A 15,989-nucleotide genomic window follows, 5' to 3' on the forward strand; every position below is an offset into this window, starting at 1 on the left:
AGAAAAAATGAGTGATATGGGAATTTTAGAGGCAAAACGCCCTGAATTTGATGAACTTTTAACAAAAATTGCAAAATATGCTGATGAATTTGAAATTACAAGTGATTTGGCTTTAGAAACGGCTAGATATTGTTTGATGGATACTATAGGTTGTGGACTTTTAGCGCTTAAATATCCTGCTTGCACCAAGCTTTTAGGGCCAAGTGTTGAAGGGGCTGAATTTAGACCTTTAGGCGCAAAAGTGTTTGGAACTTCTTATCAATTAGAGCCAATCCGTGGAGCTTTTAATGTGGGTGCTATGGTAAGATGGCTTGATTTTAATGATACATGGCTTGCGGCTGAATGGGGGCATCCAAGTGATAATTTAGGCGCGATTTGGGCGGTAGCTGATTATGTAAGTCGTAAAAATATCAGCGAAGGAAAAGAGCCTTTAAAAGTAAAATGTGTCCTAAAAGCCATGATAAAAGCTCATGAAATTCAAGGAGTTTTGGCGCTTGAAAATTGTTTTAATAAAGTAGGAATGGATCATGTTTTACTTGTAAGAATAGCAAGCACTGCAGTAGCTGCAAAGCTTTTGGGTTGTGATTTTGAAGAAATTCGCAATGCTATTTCTCATGCCTTTATCGATGGTGGAGCTTTAAGAACTTATCGCCATGCGCCAAATACAGGCAGTAGAAAAAGCTGGGCAGCAGGTGATGCTTCAAGTCGCGGTGTGGATCTTGCTTTAAAAGCTAAAACAGGAGAGATGGGTTATCCTTCGGCTTTAAGCGCTAAATTTTGGGGTTATGAAGATGTGAAAATGAAAGGACAAAAACTTACCATTCCTCAAGAATTTGGTTCTTATGTAATGGAAAATGTTTTATTTAAAATTTCTTTTCCAGCTGAATTTCACGCACAAACTGCAGTAGAAGCAGCTTTAGCTTTACATGATGAGGTAAAAGATCGTTTGGATCAAATAGAAAAAATCATCATCACAACTCAAGAATCAGGACATCGCATCATTAACAAAGTAGGCGAGCTTGCAAACCCTGCCGATAGGGATCATTGTATCCAATATATGGTTGCTGTGCCACTTATATTTGGGCGTTTGAATGCAGATGATTATGAAGATAGTGTTGCAAGCGATGAAAGAATCGATGCTTTAAGGGCTAAAATGCAAGTAGAAGTGGATGATCGCTATACAAAAGAGTATTTAGAAAGCGATAAAAGAAGCATAGCTAATGCCGTGCAAGTTTTCTTTAAAGATGGCACAAGTACAAAAAAAGTCGAAGTTGAGTATCCTATAGGACACAAAAGACGTAGAAGCGAAGGAATTCCTCTTTTAATCGCCAAATTTAAAGCCAATCTTGCTACGAGTTTAAGTCCAAAACAATGCGAAAAAATAATGAAAATTTGCGAAGATCAAAAGAGCTTAGAGCAAATGAATTTTAATGAATTCAGCGATCTTTTTTGGCTGGGTTAAAAATAAAAAAACAAGACTGTTTCAGTCTTGTTTAATTTAAAACAAAATACAATTAAAACAATGAATAATTTTTAGGATTAAAAATGCTATTTGAAAATACTATTTTAAAAGAACTTAAAGTACTTTATAAACTTGATAACTATCATGGAATTTTTGCTGTATTATGGGATTATTTACAAATTATTTTGATAATAGTCATTTCTTGTTTTATGCAAAACATTTTTATGTATTTATTTGCAGTTTTATTTATTGGCACGAGACAAAGGGCTTTAGCGACTATTTTACATGAGTCAGCCCATAGAATATTGGCAAAAAATAGAAAATTAAATGATTTTTTAGGTAAATATCCAAGCGGATATCTTATTTTTCAAACTTTTAAAAAATACAGACAAAGCCATGTTATTAAACATCATGGTTTTTTAGGAATTGAAAATAAAGATCCTGATTATGATTTTTATATACAATCAAAGCTTTTCGCTTCTTATTCTTTAAAAGAATTTATTTTTAGGCACCTTATCTTACCCTTGTTTTTGAGTAAGACTTTTGATTTTATTTCTTATCTTATAAAAAATCGCTTGGGTGATTTTAAGGATAAAGAAATTAAATATCTTATTTTATTTTGGATTGTTATTTTTGGTATTTGTTTTTATGTTAATGTTCTTGATATTTTATTAATGTATTGGTTTGTGCCTTTACTTACAAGTTTTCCTATGGTAGGACATTTTATAGAGATGGCAGAACACTTTCCTATTATAAAAAATAAAAGAGAAATAGAAAAATCTTGGAATAGATTTGGCAATAAAATTGAATTATTTTTTACTGGCTTACATAAAGAAAATTATCATTTAATCCACCATTTGTTTGCAAATATTCCTTTTTGGAATTTAGATAAAGCTCATAATATTTTATGTAAAAATGAAGAATACAGACTTTTAAACTCTAATATGGGAGGTATTTTTAGCTCTTCAAATCAAGCTTCCTCTCTATGGAAAAAAATAATTAAAAAGGAGCTTAAAATATGCTAAAAAATCCTAAGTTTCAAGCTTTCTTTTTTGCTTTTTTAGCTGCAATATTTAACGCTTTTGTTGGAATTTTTAGTGTTTTTCTTTTTAAAAAAGGTTTTATGAGTTCAGAAGTAGCTTTTTATAAGTGCTTTGTGGCTAGTGTGATTTTGTTTGTGATGTTAATTTATATGAGAAAATTGACCACTTTGTTGGCTTTTATCAAGCAGAAAATTTTCACACTTTTGCTTCTTGCTTTTTTTGGATTTTTTATGCTTTATCATTTTGAGAGTGCTGCTTACACGAGTATGAGTGTGGCTAATGTAGTTTTTGTGCTTTTTGGTGTGGGGATGATTATCACTTTTATTTGTGAAGCATTGGATGTTAAACGCTTTTTTCATTTAAATGAGCTTTTGGCTATGGTTTTTGCGCTTTTGGGACTTTGGATGATTTTTTTGGCTGAAGGTGGGACTTTGGAAAATTTTACTCATTTAAAAGGCCTTGTAAATGCTATTTTAGCAGGGATTGGCTATGCTTTATTTTTATTTTTTACTAGAAAATTAAAACTGGGTTTTGGGTTAGTTCCTCTTTGTGCTTTGCTTTTTATAGGAAGCTTGTATTTGAGTATTCCTTTATTTGGAGCAAATTTAAATCTTAATTTTTCTTTAGAAAGTCTTATTTTGCTTTTAGCTTTGGCGTTTTTGCCTACTATAGGGGGATTTTACTGCACTACTAGAGCCTTAAGTCTTGCAAAGTCAAATTCAGTCCAGCTTATAGAACTTAGTGAACCTTTGTTTGCTATGCTTTTTGGGTCTTTGTTTTTGGCTCAAAGTATTTCGTTTTTGCAAATTTTAGGTGGAGTTTTTATACTTTTTGCTATTTTTGTTCATGAATTTAAATTAAAATTGTAAAAAGCAGTTTTTCAGAAATTTTTTTCAATTGGATTTTTAAAATTTCTTTAGAAAGAGCAGATGCTTTATGGCAAGCAAAAGATTGTTTATTGCTTGAGTTTTGACATTGATTTTGACTATTTTTTTGTGTGATTTTAATAAGATATAATTGCATAGCTTGATCTTTGGAATTTTTATCAACTGCCATATTACAATCAGTATAATATCCGGCCTGACAAGATTTATAAAAAAGTTTTTGGGCTAAAATATCATTTTGATTAAATAATTCAACCCAGCCTTGCGCAAAGCACAACTTTGTATCTTTTTCACAAGCTTTAGAGCTTAATTCTTTAGCTTTGATTAAGTCTTTTTCTACCCCTTGTCCGCATGCATACATATAAGAAAGTCCTGTACAAATAGCATCATGCCCTTGCTCGCAGCTTTTTTTGGCTAGTATAATTGCTGATTTTATATCTTTTTTACTAAGCGTAGCGATATGTTCTAATAAAGCAAAACTTGAGTTTTGATCTAAAAAATATTTTAAATTGCTTTGATAAGTTTCTTCATCTAGCTTTTTCAGTAATTTAAATTTTATATTGTTGATTCTCGCACAAGAGTCCAATCTCCCAAGTTTACAAGCTTTTTGGAAAAGCAATAAAGCTTTGTTTAAATCCAAAGGAAGTCTCGTGTTTGCTGCAAATTCTCTTCCTAATAAGCACATGCGGTGGCATTATTTTCTAAGCATTGTTTTTGAAAAAGACTTAAATTACCCTCGAAAAAATATTCCCCCTTTGGAGTAAGAGCAAATTTTTCCTTTAAGGGCTGATTTAAAATTTCTTTTAAACTCTCGTCCAAGAATTGATTAATGCCTAAATTTTCTTTTATATTTTGGGGTAAATTATTTGCTAAAACGGAAAATTGACAAAAAAATATTAAAAAAACTAAAATTTTAATTTTTTTCATGAGTATTTCTTTCTTGCCTATTTTTTTAAAATTATAACAGAATTTCAAAGTTTGTAAAACTAAAATTTGTTATAATCAGCCCAAATTTATGCTCTTAGGAAAATTCATGCCAAAACGAACAGATATTAAAAATATTTTACTTATAGGAAGTGGTCCTATCGTTATAGGTCAAGCTTGTGAATTTGATTATTCAGGAACTCAAGCAGCAAAAACTTTAAAAGAACAAGGGTATCGCGTAGTTTTAATCAATTCTAACCCAGCGACTATTATGACTGATCCTGAATTTGCTGATGCTACTTATATAGAGCCTGTAACCAAGGAAAGTATTTTAAGTATTATTAAAAAAGAGAAAATCGATGCCATTTTGCCAACCATGGGTGGACAAGTGGCTCTAAATGTAGCTATGGAAGTTTATGAAAGCGGACTTTTAGGTGATGTGAAGTTTTTGGGTGCAAACCCTGAAGCGATTAAAAAAGGCGAAGATCGTCAAGTTTTTAAAGAATGTATGAAAAAAATCGGCATGGATTTGTCAAAATCTATGTACGCGTATAATTATGATGAAGCTTTAAAAGCTGTAGATGAAATCGGCTTTCCTTTAATGATCCGTGCTTCTTATACCTTAGGTGGTACGGGAAGCGGTGTGGTTTATAATATGGATGAATTTAAAGAACTCGCTAATACTGCCTTAGCACTTTCGCCAATCCATGAAATTCTTATCGAAGAAAGTTTGCTTGGATGGAAAGAGTATGAAATGGAGGTTATCCGCGATAAAAATGATAATTGCATTATCGTGTGTAGTATAGAAAATCTTGATCCTATGGGAGTGCATACAGGAGATAGTATCACGGTTGCACCTGCTCTTACTTTAACTGATAAAGAATACCAAGTTATGCGTAATGCCTCTTTTGCCATTTTGCGTGAAATAGGCGTCGATACGGGTGGATCAAATGTGCAATTTGCTGTCAATCCAACAAATGGTAGAATGATAGTTATTGAAATGAATCCAAGGGTTTCAAGATCAAGCGCCCTAGCTTCTAAAGCAACGGGTTATCCTATAGCAAAGGTTGCAACACTTTTGGCGATTGGATTTAGCTTAGATGAGATAAAAAATGATATTACCGGCACTCCTGCTAGTTTTGAACCTGTGATTGATTATATTGTTACAAAAATTCCTCGTTTTACTTTTGAGAAATTCCCAGGAGCCAATACAACTTTAGGCACAGCGATGAAAAGCGTGGGTGAGGTAATGGCGATTGGCCGAACTTTTAAAGAAAGTATACAAAAAGCACTTTGTTCTTTGGAAAGAAATTTAAGTGGTTTTGATAGAGTGAAATTTGAAGATAAAAACGATCTTATCTTTAAAATTCGCAATGCTAACGAAAAGCGTTTGCTTTATGTAGCGCAAGCTTTTAGAGAGGGTTTTGATGTAAAAGAGCTTTATGAGCTTTGTAAAATTGATCCTTGGTTTTTATCCCAAATTAAAGAAATCGTAGATTTTGAAGAGCAAATTGATATGGATATCTTGCATAACAAAACCCTTTTAAGAAAAGCAAAAACTATGGGTTTTTCAGACAAGATGATCGCCTTGCTTGTGAATCTAAAAGATAATTTAGAATTAAGTCAAAATGATATCTATTATGCAAGAATGAAGCAAAAAATCATAGCAGAATTTAGCGAAGTAGATACTTGTGCAGGGGAATTTGAAGCTTTAACTCCTTATCTTTATTCTAGTATCAATGTAAGTGAACTTACTCAAAGCAAAAATGAAGCAAGAGATAAAAAAGAAAAAAAAGTGATGATTATAGGCGGGGGGCCAAATCGTATAGGACAAGGGATAGAATTTGACTATGCTTGTGTGCATGCTTCTTTTGCATTAAAGGATTTAGGCGTAAAAACTATTATGTATAATTGCAATCCAGAAACCGTTTCTACAGATTATGATACGAGTGATATTTTGTATTTTGAACCTATTGATTTTGAGCATTTGCGTGGTGTAATTGAACGCGAAAAGCCAGATGGAGTTATAGTGCATTTTGGTGGTCAAACTCCGCTTAAATTTGCTAAACGCTTGAGTGCTTTTGGGGCTAAAATCATAGGCACAAGCGCAAGAGTGATCGATATGGCAGAAGATAGAAAGAAATTTGCTGAATTTATTACAAAACTTGGTATCAATCAACCTAAAAATTCTACCGCTACAAGCGTAGAAGAAGCGGTTTTAAAAGCGAGCGAGATAGGTTATCCTGTACTTGTAAGACCAAGTTATGTTTTAGGCGGAAGAGCTATGCGTGTGGTTACTGATGAGAGTGAACTTAGACTTTATATGCAAGAAGCTGTGGATGTAAGCGATAAAAGTCCTGTTTTGATCGATCAGTATTTAGATAATGCGACTGAAATCGATGTTGATGCTATCAGTGATGGTAAAGATGTTTATGTAGCAGGAATTATGGAGCATATTGAAGAAGCAGGAATTCATTCAGGTGATAGCGCATGTTCTTTGCCACCTTGCAATATTGATGAAAAAATGCAAGAACAAATCGTACAAAAAACCGCAGATATTGCTTTAAATTTAGGCGTTGTAGGACTTTTAAATATACAATTTGCAATTTACAATAACGAACTTTATATGATAGAAGTAAATCCTAGAGCAAGTCGTACCGTACCTTTTGTAAGCAAAGCTACAGGTATACCTTTGGCAAAAGTTGCAACACGCGTAATGTGGCAGGGGAATTTAAAAGAAGCTTTAAAATTTTATGATGCTTTTGGTGTGGTGAATTTTGATAATGCGATTTTGCGTCCTAAGCCTTCAAAATATATCAGCGTAAAAGAAGCGGTATTTCCTTTTGCTAAGCTTAGTGGAAGTGATTTAGAGCTAGGACCTGAGATGAGATCAACAGGTGAGGTTATGGGCATAAGTAAGGATTTTGCCAATTCTTACGCGAAAAGTCAAATTTCATCTTTTAATCATTTGCCAGAAAGTGGAGTGGTTTTCATTTCTTTAAAAGAAAAAGATAAAAAGTATGCTAAAAAACTTGCGAGTGAATACTCTAAATTAGGTTTTAAACTAATGGCTACAAGTGGAACTTGTAAAGAAATTGTAGAAACTGGTTTTGAGTGTGAGCTTGTACATAAAATTTCAGAAGGGCGTCCAAATGTGGAAGACAAGCTGAAAAATGGAGAAATTCAGCTAGTGATAAATACAAGTGATAGTCATACTTTTGCAGGGGATACGAAAAAAATTCGTGAAAATATTATCCGTTTTAAAATCCCTTATTTTACAAATTTGCGTTCAGCTCTTGCGGGTGCAAAATCGATTAAAGCGATACAAAATCAAAGTTATTTAGAAGTTAAAAGCCTGCAGGAGTATTTAAAAGCTTGATTTATCTAGCGCAAACAGATACTACAGCAGGATTTTTAAGTAAAAATTTAGAAGAAATCAATGCTTTAAAAGGCAGGGCTAAAGATCAGCCCTGCTTGATCACTTCTGCAAAATTTGACGAGTTAAAAAAAATCGTAAGAGTTCCAAATCAATTTAAAAACTGGGTGCGTCGTGCCAAAAAAACAACTTTTATTTATCCAAACAATCAAGCAGTAAGAATTGTCAAAGATTGCAAACACGCACAATTCTTAGAAAAAATGGGTTGTTTTTATTCAAGTTCTGCAAACAAGCACGGACAAAAATTTGATGAGCTTTGGGCTAGAAGTGTCGCAGATGTTGTGGTTGATGAGATATTTGTTGAAAATACCCCATCAAAAATAATAAAACTTCATCGTAAGAAGCTTAAAAAAATTCGTTAGTTTAGTGCTTGTAAAATTTCTTCAAAAGCTATGCAAAATTGCTCTAAACCATCTTTTAGTAATTCATCACAAGCTTTTTCTCTTTCATTTTGTGAAATAATAGCATTAAGTTGTGTGTAAATTTCAAAATTCATTAAAGGTTTTTTAAATTCAATTTCGGTTTTAAATGCATTGATAGCATCTAGTGGGGCAGTATTTATGCTATTTTCAAAAAGAAGTTCTTTGATATAATAATCTTTTGGTAAATCATCGCCTTTTACACCCGTGCTTGCAAATAAAGCTCGGATATTAGGTTCGTTTTTGGAGATGATATTATTATAGGCTAAATTTGCATTTAAAATTCCTATACGATTTTGTTCTTTTGCTTTAGAATTTAAAAGTCTATCAAAACGACTTACAAAGATGCTTATAACAGCTTGCGGAGTTCTTAAGTGAGTATTTTTTCCTTGCAAGGCTATATTGTTTTTTCTAAATTCAATCAAACCTGCATTTAAAGCTTCAAAGCATTTTTGGCTTTGCTCTAAAGAAAAAATTAAAGTAGCATTTACGCTGATGCCATTTTTCATCAATTCATACATTACTTCATAAGAAGCATTGGTTGCTGGAACTTTAATCATCACATTGTCTTTACCAATGGCACTATAAAGTTTTTTTGCTTCGCCCAAACTTAAGCTTGTATTATCATAAAATCTCGGATCGATTTCAAGACTTATAAAACCATCATTTCCCGTGTGATATAAAGGAGCAAGCTTGTCTGCTGCTTTTTGTATGTCAGCAATAGCAAGTTCTTCATAAATTTCTTTTGCCTTTTTTCCTTTTAATTTGGCTATTTTTTCTTTGTAGATAGGCGAATTTAAAATAGCATTTTTAAAAATAGCGGGATTTGAAGTTGCTCCATTGACACCGCGAGATAGTAAATTTAAAAAATCATCATCTAAAAAACTATTTTCTATAAAATCACACCAAAGAGAAAATTTTTTCATCTTATATTACCTTTATTATTTCTTTCAAGTCTTTATTGTCTACGCAAATATCTGCTTTTGATCGCAAAATTTCTTTAGCACAAAATGCGACTTTTAAACCGCTTTCATTAAACATAGCGATATCGTTTGCTCCATCGCCCACACACATGACTTCATGAGTTTGCAAATTTAAAAAGTTCTTGAGGCGTTGCAGCATTAAACCCTTTGAATTTGAAAACATCATTTCTCCGCCCACTAGTCCTGATAAAGTATTATTTTTATGATGTAGATAATTTGCAAAGCCTAAATTTACTTTTAGTTTTTTCATAGCAGGATCAATACCTTCATGAAAACCCCCACTAAAAATAACAACAAAAATATTTTTAGAATTTAAAAATTCAATAAGCTCATAAGCTCCATTCATCAATGGAAGATCTTGTCCTATTTTAAGAACAAGATCATAAGGCATTCCCTTTAGAAAACTGACACGCTCTTGCAGACTTTCAAAAAAATCAAGTTCACCCGCCATAGCGCGATGAGTGATATCCACCACTTCTTTTTCTTTGTCGTAAGCCTTAGCTAATATATCAATAGTTTCTCCATCCATCAAAGTGGAATCAAAATCAAAAACACAAAGTTTTATCATTAAAATTCACGCTTAAGTAAGGCTTCAACTTTAAGTATGGTAAGGATATTTTCATCTCTTTTGCCTATACCATAGATCATACCCTTATCTTTTACCAAAGTTTCAGGTGGCGGATCGATACGGTTTCTATGAATTTTGATAGCCTCGGTTAGTCTATCTATTACAAAGCCCGCATTTCCTCCAACACCACTTCCATTGGATTCGCCTCTTAAAACAATATAACGAGTTTGAGGAGTCATTTTAGAACTTCCTAGATTAAAACGCTGTGCCAAATCAATTAATGGCATAACATTTCCACGCATATTAAATACACCCAAAACATAATCAGGAACGCTTGGAACCCTTGTATATTCTATAGGTTTGATGATTTCTTGTATGTTAAGAATTGGAATAGCATATTCCTCATCTCCTACGACAAAACCTACAAGTTGTATGATATCATCTTCTTTTTGATCACCAACAGGACCAGCTATCTGAGTTTGCTGTTTTTGCAATATTTGCTCTAATTTTTCATTACTCATATTCTTATCCTAGTTTCAAATTTTTTCTAACCACATTTTCCAAATATTCTGGAGAATAAGGTTTGGTAATGTATTCCGTCATACCTACTTCAACACCTCTTAAACGGTCAGTTTTACTTGTTCTTGAAGTAACTGCAATGAGCGGTAAATTGCGATATTTAGAATATTTTCTAATTTCACCCGCTAAGGTATAACCATCCATTCTTGGCATCTCGATATCAATTAATATCGCATCAATATCATGATCGCCCGATTTTATAATATTTAATGCTTCAACGCCATTGGTAGCTTCAATAAGACTAACTCCTAGCGGTTCTAAAGCTTTTTGCATTAAAGTTCTATCCATTTTAGAATCATCAACGATTAAGACCTTGTAATCACTTGGTTTTTCTTTTGGTTTTTTAGCACTTGATTCAATCTGAGCTTTGATGTCAACTTTTATTTCTTTTGCCATATCCATCATAGCGCCTACATCTATGATAAGTGTTACTCTACCGTCACCACGGATAGTAGCACCTGCTATACCTTGGATGTTTTGTAAATAATCGCCCATAGATTTAATAACTATTTCTTCTTGTCCTACAAGAGTATCTACTATAATACCAAGCTTGCTTTCTGCTACCCCTATAACAACGACATAAGTTTGATCACCGCTTTCAAGCACTTGTTTAACTCCAAAGACATCAGAAAGTCTTACAAGAGAAAGTACTTCATCTCTAAGGCGCAATACATTTTTGCCTTCAATAGTGTAAATATCATCAATTGGCACTCTAACTGTTTCAAGAACGCTTGCAAGTGGAATTGCATAGAATTCCTCTTGAGTTCCTACAAGTAAAGATTGAATGATTGCCAAGGTAAGAGGAATTTTAAGTTTAAACGAACTTCCTTTACCTAACTCACTATCAATTTCAATTACCCCATTAAGTTTTTCGATGTTGGTTTTAACAACATCCATTCCTACGCCACGACCTGAAACATTTGTTACTTTAGTCGCAGTTGAAAAACCAGGCTTGAAAATCAAAGCAAAAGCTTCTTTGTCTGTCATTTGATCTGCTTCTCTTTCGGTAATCAAATTCTTTTCTATAGCTTTAGCTTTTAGGCTATTTGCATCAAGTCCCTTACCATCATCGGTAATTTCTACAACTATATGGTTTCCTTCATTGTAAGCTTTAAGTTGGACTATACCTTTTTCAGGTTTTCCATTCGCTGCACGAGTTGCTGGATCCTCAACACCATGATCACATGAATTTCTAATCATATGCATGATAGGATCGCCAATTTCCTCTACGATAGATTTATCAAGTTCAGTTTCTTCACCTGTAATTTCAAGTTCTATTTGCTTTCCTAATTCACGACTTAAATCACGAACAACTCTTGGGAATTTATTGAAAACTTTTGCTATAGGTTGCATTCTTGTTTTCATCACAGCAAGCTGAACATCAGTTGTAATAATACTTAATTGACTTACAACCTGATTAAGTTCTTCAAGGAATTTTTCTCCTTCATAACGCTCTTCAACATCATCGTAAATTTTAAGCAAACGGTTTTTGCCTAAAACAAGCTCCCCAATTAGATTCATTAAGTGATCTAATCTTTTTACTTCAACGCGTATGGTTTGATCCATACCGCCTCCACCGCCTCCACTAGCAGGAACTTTTTTCTCCATATTTTCAGCTTTTGGTGTGCTTGCTGCTGGTTTAGAAGTTGTAGAAGCTGCAGTATTTTGCTTTTTCTGAGCACGACGTGCTTGATCTTCTGCTTTCCTAGCCTTTAGTAATCTTTCTATTTCGGCTTCAACTTCAGAATCGCTTAATTGATTAACATCTACTTCAGGTTCTGGTGTAGGAGCTGGTTCTTCCTTTTGAGGAGCTTCTACAGGAGTTTCATTTTCAACGCCATTTGGAGATTCTCCTTCTGATATAGCTGTTAATCTTGCACAAATTGGTTCTATATCCATTCCTATAGCTGTATCATTGCCGTTATCGCGTATAGAGTTAAGTAAGGTTTTCATTCTATCGATGGATTCTAAAACAACATCCATAATATCTGGAGTGATTTTTAATTCTCCATGTCTTGCTTTGTTTAAAACATCTTCCATATGATGTGTTAATTTTGTTAAAACATCAAAATTTAAAAAGCTTGAAGAGCCTTTTACAGTGTGTGCTACACGGAAAATTCTGTTTAATAATTCTAAGTCTTCTGGATTTGTTTCAAGCTCCACTAAATCATGGTCGATTTGCTCAACTAGCTCAAAAGCTTCAACCAAAAAGTCTTCAAGTATTTCTTGCATATCTTCCATATTTTACCCCTGTTCTTGAGATTGGTGTTTTTTGATGACTTTAGCAATTTCATTGAAGAAATCACTTGCATTAAATTTAACCAAATAGCTTTCGCCACCGGCTTCATGAACACCTTTTTCATTCATAAATTCGTTAGATAAAGATGAGTTAAAGACTATAGGAATATCTTTAAATCTTGCATCTTCTTTGATGCGTGCAGCAAAATGAAATCCATCCATTTGAGGCATTTCAACATCACTTACGATAATTTTTAATACAGAGCTTAAGTTTTCTCCATAAACTTGACTGAGTTCTTCAAGTTTATTTAAGCCTTCAACTCCGTCTTTAGCTTCAATTATTTGGAAGCCCATTTGTTGCATCATTTCTTTAACGCGTTTTCTAGCTGTCATACTATCATCTAAAATAAGTGCTGATCCGCTGAATTTTTCAATTTTACTAAAATCTATATCGGTTTTAGGAGAGTAAATTCCTAAATCTTCAACAACACTTTCCAAATCAAGTATCAAAAGAACTTCATCATTTTCTATACGAGTGACACCTGTAATTTTTCCTTTATCTAAGGCACCTGAACCTGTAGAGAAAGTAGCTGGTTCTATATCTTTCCAATTGATACGGCGAATTCTTTTAGCTTCATGTACTATAAAGCCTATAAGAATATTACTAAATTCAGTGATAATAACTCTAGGTTTTAGCATAGTGCTTTCTGGCTCTGTGATTTGCATCCATTTAGCAAGATTTATTACCGGTATAACTACGCCTCGAAGATCGAAAATTCCTTCGATATAATCAGGCACACCAGGAAGTTCTGTGAGGCTTGGAATTTTGATAATTTCTCTAACCTTAGAGACATTTACCCCATAAATTCCCTCATAGACTTTATCGTGTCCTTGCTTAAAGATACGGAAATCGACAAGCTCCATTTCATTTGAACCCGTTTTCACGATATTTTCATCAAACATTTTGACCCCTCAATTTCTGTTCTCGAAATTTGATTTCTTGACAGCATTCTACTACAAAAAAACTTCTCTCATATGCAAAACTAGCTAAGTTGAAATATTTAACATCTTTTTCATCTAATATTAAATTTTGATGATAATGCCCTTCACATACCCAAAAGCCTAAATTTTCATATTTTTTATATCTTTCTTTGGCTAAATTTTTAAAATTTTCAATTTTATAAAAAAGATTTTTTTTATTTTGATTTTTAAGAATTTTATTTGAGATAGAATTGAAACTTATTTGATTTAAAAAATTTAAAAATACTAGCAAGTAATGATTTCTCAAGCTTTTAAGAGCAAATTGTAAAGGTGGAGATAAAAAAATATCCCCATGAGCTAGAGTGATAAAAGAATTTTTAAAATCGGTATTTTTACCTTTACTTGTATGTAAATTAAGTTTTAAGGGTTGTTCTTGTAGATTAAAAATTTTAACCCTTTGAAAAAAACGAGCGAGATTAAAATCATGATTTCCTTCAAGATAAATAATTTCCATTTTTAAAGCGAGTTCTTCAAGAAGTTTAATATAGGGTTTCGCAAATTCATGCGTAGCAGAGATTTCACCTATAAGTAAGTCAAAAATATCTCCCATTAAAATGAGTTGAGGTGTGGTAATTTCACTCCTTTTTAAAGCTTGTAAAAATTCCCAAAAGCCTCTTCTTTTATCATTTTCATGAGCATCTGCGATTAAAATCGCTCCATTTTGTAGTAAAATTTTCTATCCTTAAAATTTTAAAGGTTCATAGTTGATAGAGATAATTTCAAATTCGCTTTCTCCTTTTGGTAAACGCACTTTAAATTCATCTCCCTCTTTTTTACCAAGCATAGCCTTTGCAATAGGTGAAGCAATAGAAATATAACCCTTATCCAAATTTCCCTCACAAATACCTACTAGGGTATATTTGCTTTCTTTTTCAGTATCTAAATCCATAATCACCACAGAAGATCCAAATTTAACGCTATCATGTTCATAGCTTGAAGGATCGATGATCTGTGCTCTTGCGATTAAATCGCTAAGTTCTGCGATACGACTTTCTATCAAGGCTTGTTTTTCTCTTGCGGCATGGTATTCTGCATTTTCTTTTAAATCCCCATGACTTCTTGCGGTGTCGATTTCTATCACAACAGCAGGGCGTTGGTTATCTTTTAAATCTTTTAATTCAGCGCTTAATTTATCATAGCCAAATTGGCTCATCGGTTCTTTTTGCATTTATATATCCTTAATTATTATTGATTTAATATTTTAGCGAGATTTTTCGCACTTCCAAATTTTAAATATTCTTTTAGAAAATGTACTTTATCAAAAAATGCCTTATAATCATATTTATTATAAGCTTCATAAAGGTTTAAAACATTGACTTCATCTTGTAAAAATTCAGGATTTAAAGCTTCTTTTCCAGCAAAATCACAAAAAATATTTGCAAGCCCAATGTGTTTTAATTTTACAAAAAGTCTTGCGATAAATATATCAATAGTCTTTGCTTTATAAGCAAGCACAAAAGGAGTTCCTACCAAAGCTGCTTCTAGGGTAGCAGTTCCACTACAAATAAAAGCAAAATCAGCTTTTTTAAGCACTTGGGGTGTATTGCTTTGTATTTTAAAATCCTTTACATCGCCATAAATTTCTAATCTTTCGAGATTAAAAGGTGGCACACAAAGGATTTTTTCTCCTTCAAATTTGCGTGATAATTCTCTAAAAACAGGCATTAAACGCTTGATTTCACTGCGTCTTGAGCCTGGTAAAAACGCTATAGTCTTTTCACTTTCGTTTTTGCTAAGTAAAATTTTAATATCGTTTTCATTTTTAAAATCTTTAATTTCATCCAAAAGAGGATGTCCTACATATATGCTTTTACTAAAAAATTGCTCATCAAAAGGCAAGATAGAGGCTAAAACATCAAAATGGCTTTCTATAATAGGAATGCGCCCTTTTTTCCAAGCCCAAACTTGAGGCAAGATATAATAAATTCTTTTTGTTTTTGAATTTGCTTTTTTTAAAGCTTTAGCAAAAGGGATATTAAAAGCGGGAGAGTCAATACATAAAACCGCGTCTATTGTTTGATTTAAAGTCAAATTTACCAATTCTTTAATTGCTTTTTTTGCTTTAAAAATCAAAGGTAAAATTTCTACAAAACCCATGGCACTAAATTCATGCGAGCTATAAAGTGGCGTAGAATTTAGGGCAAATTCTTTGCATAAATTTTCATCATAAATTCCATCAAGTTTAAATTCGCCAAATTCTTCTTTATAAGCTTTTAAAACTTCTTTTAAATGTAGGTTTGCCGAAGGTTCTAAGGCGCATACTAAAAGATTTTTCATTTTCACTCTCTATACAATTTTTAAAGTAAAATAATATCTAAATTTTTCTTAGCATTTGTTAGTTTTTATTGTTTTAAGTTTAATAATAATTAATAAAAATTATTATTAAATAAAATTTATTTACTGATTTTTGCT

The 15,989-nt window shown here is 32.7% G+C and carries 15 protein-coding genes and 1 pseudogene; 5 read left to right on the forward strand and 11 right to left on the reverse strand.

Going from position 1 to position 15,989, the window contains the following annotated elements:
• Positions 1-7 precede the first annotated feature (7 nt).
• From prpD to KAR88_RS05830, 3 genes are all read left to right on the forward strand, one after another.
• Entirely contained in the window at positions 8-1,462 is a 1,455-nt protein-coding gene (prpD, locus tag KAR88_RS05820) for a 2-methylcitrate dehydratase (RefSeq protein ID WP_002788042.1), read from the forward strand.
• An 83-nt stretch (positions 1,463-1,545) separates the two neighbouring features.
• Positions 1,546-2,487, forward strand: a complete 942-nt coding sequence (locus tag KAR88_RS05825; RefSeq protein ID WP_002778054.1) for a fatty acid desaturase family protein — start codon at positions 1,546-1,548, stop codon at positions 2,485-2,487.
• Entirely contained in the window at positions 2,481-3,374 is an 894-nt protein-coding gene (locus KAR88_RS05830) for a DMT family transporter (RefSeq protein ID WP_002790315.1), read from the forward strand. Before KAR88_RS05825 ends, KAR88_RS05830 begins: the two co-directional genes overlap by 7 nt.
• On the opposite strand, the gene KAR88_RS08870 is transcribed toward KAR88_RS05830, so the two are convergent.
• From KAR88_RS08870 to KAR88_RS05845, 3 genes and pseudogenes are all read right to left on the reverse strand, one after another.
• Complete coding sequence (locus KAR88_RS08870; protein ID WP_002808731.1) at positions 3,358-3,750, reverse strand: hypothetical protein; 393 nt, start codon at positions 3,748-3,750, stop codon at positions 3,358-3,360. The two genes, KAR88_RS05830 and KAR88_RS08870, sit on opposite strands and share 17 nt — an antisense overlap.
• Positions 3,726-4,074: pseudogene (locus KAR88_RS05840) on the reverse strand (hypothetical protein). The gene KAR88_RS08870 and the pseudogene KAR88_RS05840 overlap by 25 nt, the downstream one beginning before the upstream one ends.
• The gene (locus KAR88_RS05845; protein ID WP_002778060.1) at positions 4,062-4,316 is read right to left on the reverse strand and encodes a hypothetical protein; all 255 of its coding nucleotides are present in this window, start codon (positions 4,314-4,316) and stop codon (positions 4,062-4,064) included. Before KAR88_RS05845 ends, KAR88_RS05840 begins: the two are co-directional and overlap by 13 nt.
• Positions 4,317-4,422: 106 nt before the next feature.
• On the opposite strand from KAR88_RS05845, the gene carB reads away from it, so the two are divergent.
• Positions 4,423-7,692 (forward strand): carbamoyl-phosphate synthase large subunit, encoded by a 3,270-nt coding sequence (gene carB, locus KAR88_RS05850; RefSeq protein WP_002778062.1) that lies wholly within the window; start codon positions 4,423-4,425, stop codon positions 7,690-7,692.
• Entirely contained in the window at positions 7,689-8,111 is a 423-nt protein-coding gene (locus KAR88_RS05855; RefSeq protein WP_002778064.1) for a Sua5/YciO/YrdC/YwlC family protein, read from the forward strand. Before carB ends, KAR88_RS05855 begins: the two co-directional genes overlap by 4 nt.
• Here the strand turns inward: KAR88_RS05855 and KAR88_RS05860 are convergent.
• The 8 genes from KAR88_RS05860 to lpxB are packed head-to-tail and all read right to left on the reverse strand — an operon-like array spanning position 8,108 to position 15,854.
• A complete protein-coding gene (locus KAR88_RS05860) occupies positions 8,108-9,094 on the reverse strand; it encodes a transaldolase (RefSeq protein ID WP_002778066.1) in 987 nt (328 codons plus the stop codon). The two genes, KAR88_RS05855 and KAR88_RS05860, sit on opposite strands and share 4 nt — an antisense overlap.
• A 1-nt stretch (position 9,095) precedes the next feature.
• The gene (gene serB / locus KAR88_RS05865; protein WP_002778068.1) at positions 9,096-9,719 is read right to left on the reverse strand and encodes a phosphoserine phosphatase SerB; all 624 of its coding nucleotides are present in this window, start codon (positions 9,717-9,719) and stop codon (positions 9,096-9,098) included.
• A complete protein-coding gene (locus tag KAR88_RS05870; protein WP_002778071.1) occupies positions 9,719-10,240 on the reverse strand; it encodes a chemotaxis protein CheW in 522 nt (173 codons plus the stop codon). The genes serB and KAR88_RS05870 overlap by 1 nt, the downstream gene beginning before the upstream one ends.
• A 4-nt stretch (positions 10,241-10,244) precedes the next feature.
• Positions 10,245-12,539, reverse strand: a complete 2,295-nt coding sequence (locus KAR88_RS05875; RefSeq protein WP_072231969.1) for a chemotaxis protein CheW — start codon at positions 12,537-12,539, stop codon at positions 10,245-10,247.
• A 3-nt stretch (positions 12,540-12,542) separates the two neighbouring features.
• Entirely contained in the window at positions 12,543-13,499 is a 957-nt protein-coding gene (locus KAR88_RS05880) for a chemotaxis protein (RefSeq protein WP_192801264.1), read from the reverse strand.
• Complete coding sequence (locus tag KAR88_RS05885; RefSeq protein WP_323321445.1) at positions 13,492-14,250, reverse strand: metallophosphoesterase; 759 nt, start codon at positions 14,248-14,250, stop codon at positions 13,492-13,494. Before KAR88_RS05885 ends, KAR88_RS05880 begins: the two co-directional genes overlap by 8 nt.
• A gap of 9 nt (positions 14,251-14,259) precedes the next feature.
• Positions 14,260-14,745 carry a transcription elongation factor GreA gene (gene greA / locus KAR88_RS05890; protein ID WP_002778078.1) on the reverse strand — a complete coding sequence of 162 codons (486 nt, stop codon included), beginning with the start codon at positions 14,743-14,745 and terminating at the stop codon, positions 14,260-14,262.
• Between the two features lie 17 nt (positions 14,746-14,762).
• Positions 14,763-15,854 (reverse strand): lipid-A-disaccharide synthase, encoded by a 1,092-nt coding sequence (gene lpxB / locus KAR88_RS05895; protein WP_002778080.1) that lies wholly within the window; start codon positions 15,852-15,854, stop codon positions 14,763-14,765.
• Positions 15,855-15,989 lie beyond the last annotated feature (135 nt).

The organism is Campylobacter sp. JH23, from assembly GCF_017846595.1.
GTDB classification, from domain to species: domain Bacteria; phylum Campylobacterota; class Campylobacteria; order Campylobacterales; family Campylobacteraceae; genus Campylobacter_D; species Campylobacter_D coli.

Coding starts and splice junctions, on each gene's coding strand:
- KAR88_RS08870 (WP_002808731.1), bottom strand. CDS start 3,750: ATGTATGCATGCGGACAAGGGGTAGAAAAAGACTTAATCAAAGCTAAA.
- KAR88_RS05875 (WP_072231969.1), bottom strand. CDS start 12,539: ATGGAAGATATGCAAGAAATACTTGAAGACTTTTTGGTTGAAGCTTTT.
- KAR88_RS05825 (WP_002778054.1), top strand. CDS start 1,546: ATGCTATTTGAAAATACTATTTTAAAAGAACTTAAAGTACTTTATAAA.
- KAR88_RS05845 (WP_002778060.1), bottom strand. CDS start 4,316: ATGAAAAAAATTAAAATTTTAGTTTTTTTAATATTTTTTTGTCAATTT.
- KAR88_RS05830 (WP_002790315.1), top strand. CDS start 2,481: ATGCTAAAAAATCCTAAGTTTCAAGCTTTCTTTTTTGCTTTTTTAGCT.
- lpxB (WP_002778080.1), bottom strand. CDS start 15,854: ATGAAAAATCTTTTAGTATGCGCCTTAGAACCTTCGGCAAACCTACAT.
- prpD (WP_002788042.1), top strand. CDS start 8: ATGAGTGATATGGGAATTTTAGAGGCAAAACGCCCTGAATTTGATGAA.
- KAR88_RS05860 (WP_002778066.1), bottom strand. CDS start 9,094: ATGAAAAAATTTTCTCTTTGGTGTGATTTTATAGAAAATAGTTTTTTA.
- KAR88_RS05870 (WP_002778071.1), bottom strand. CDS start 10,240: ATGAGTAATGAAAAATTAGAGCAAATATTGCAAAAACAGCAAACTCAG.
- serB (WP_002778068.1), bottom strand. CDS start 9,719: ATGATAAAACTTTGTGTTTTTGATTTTGATTCCACTTTGATGGATGGA.
- carB (WP_002778062.1), top strand. CDS start 4,423: ATGCCAAAACGAACAGATATTAAAAATATTTTACTTATAGGAAGTGGT.
- greA (WP_002778078.1), bottom strand. CDS start 14,745: ATGCAAAAAGAACCGATGAGCCAATTTGGCTATGATAAATTAAGCGCT.
- KAR88_RS05880 (WP_192801264.1), bottom strand. CDS start 13,499: ATGTTTGATGAAAATATCGTGAAAACGGGTTCAAATGAAATGGAGCTT.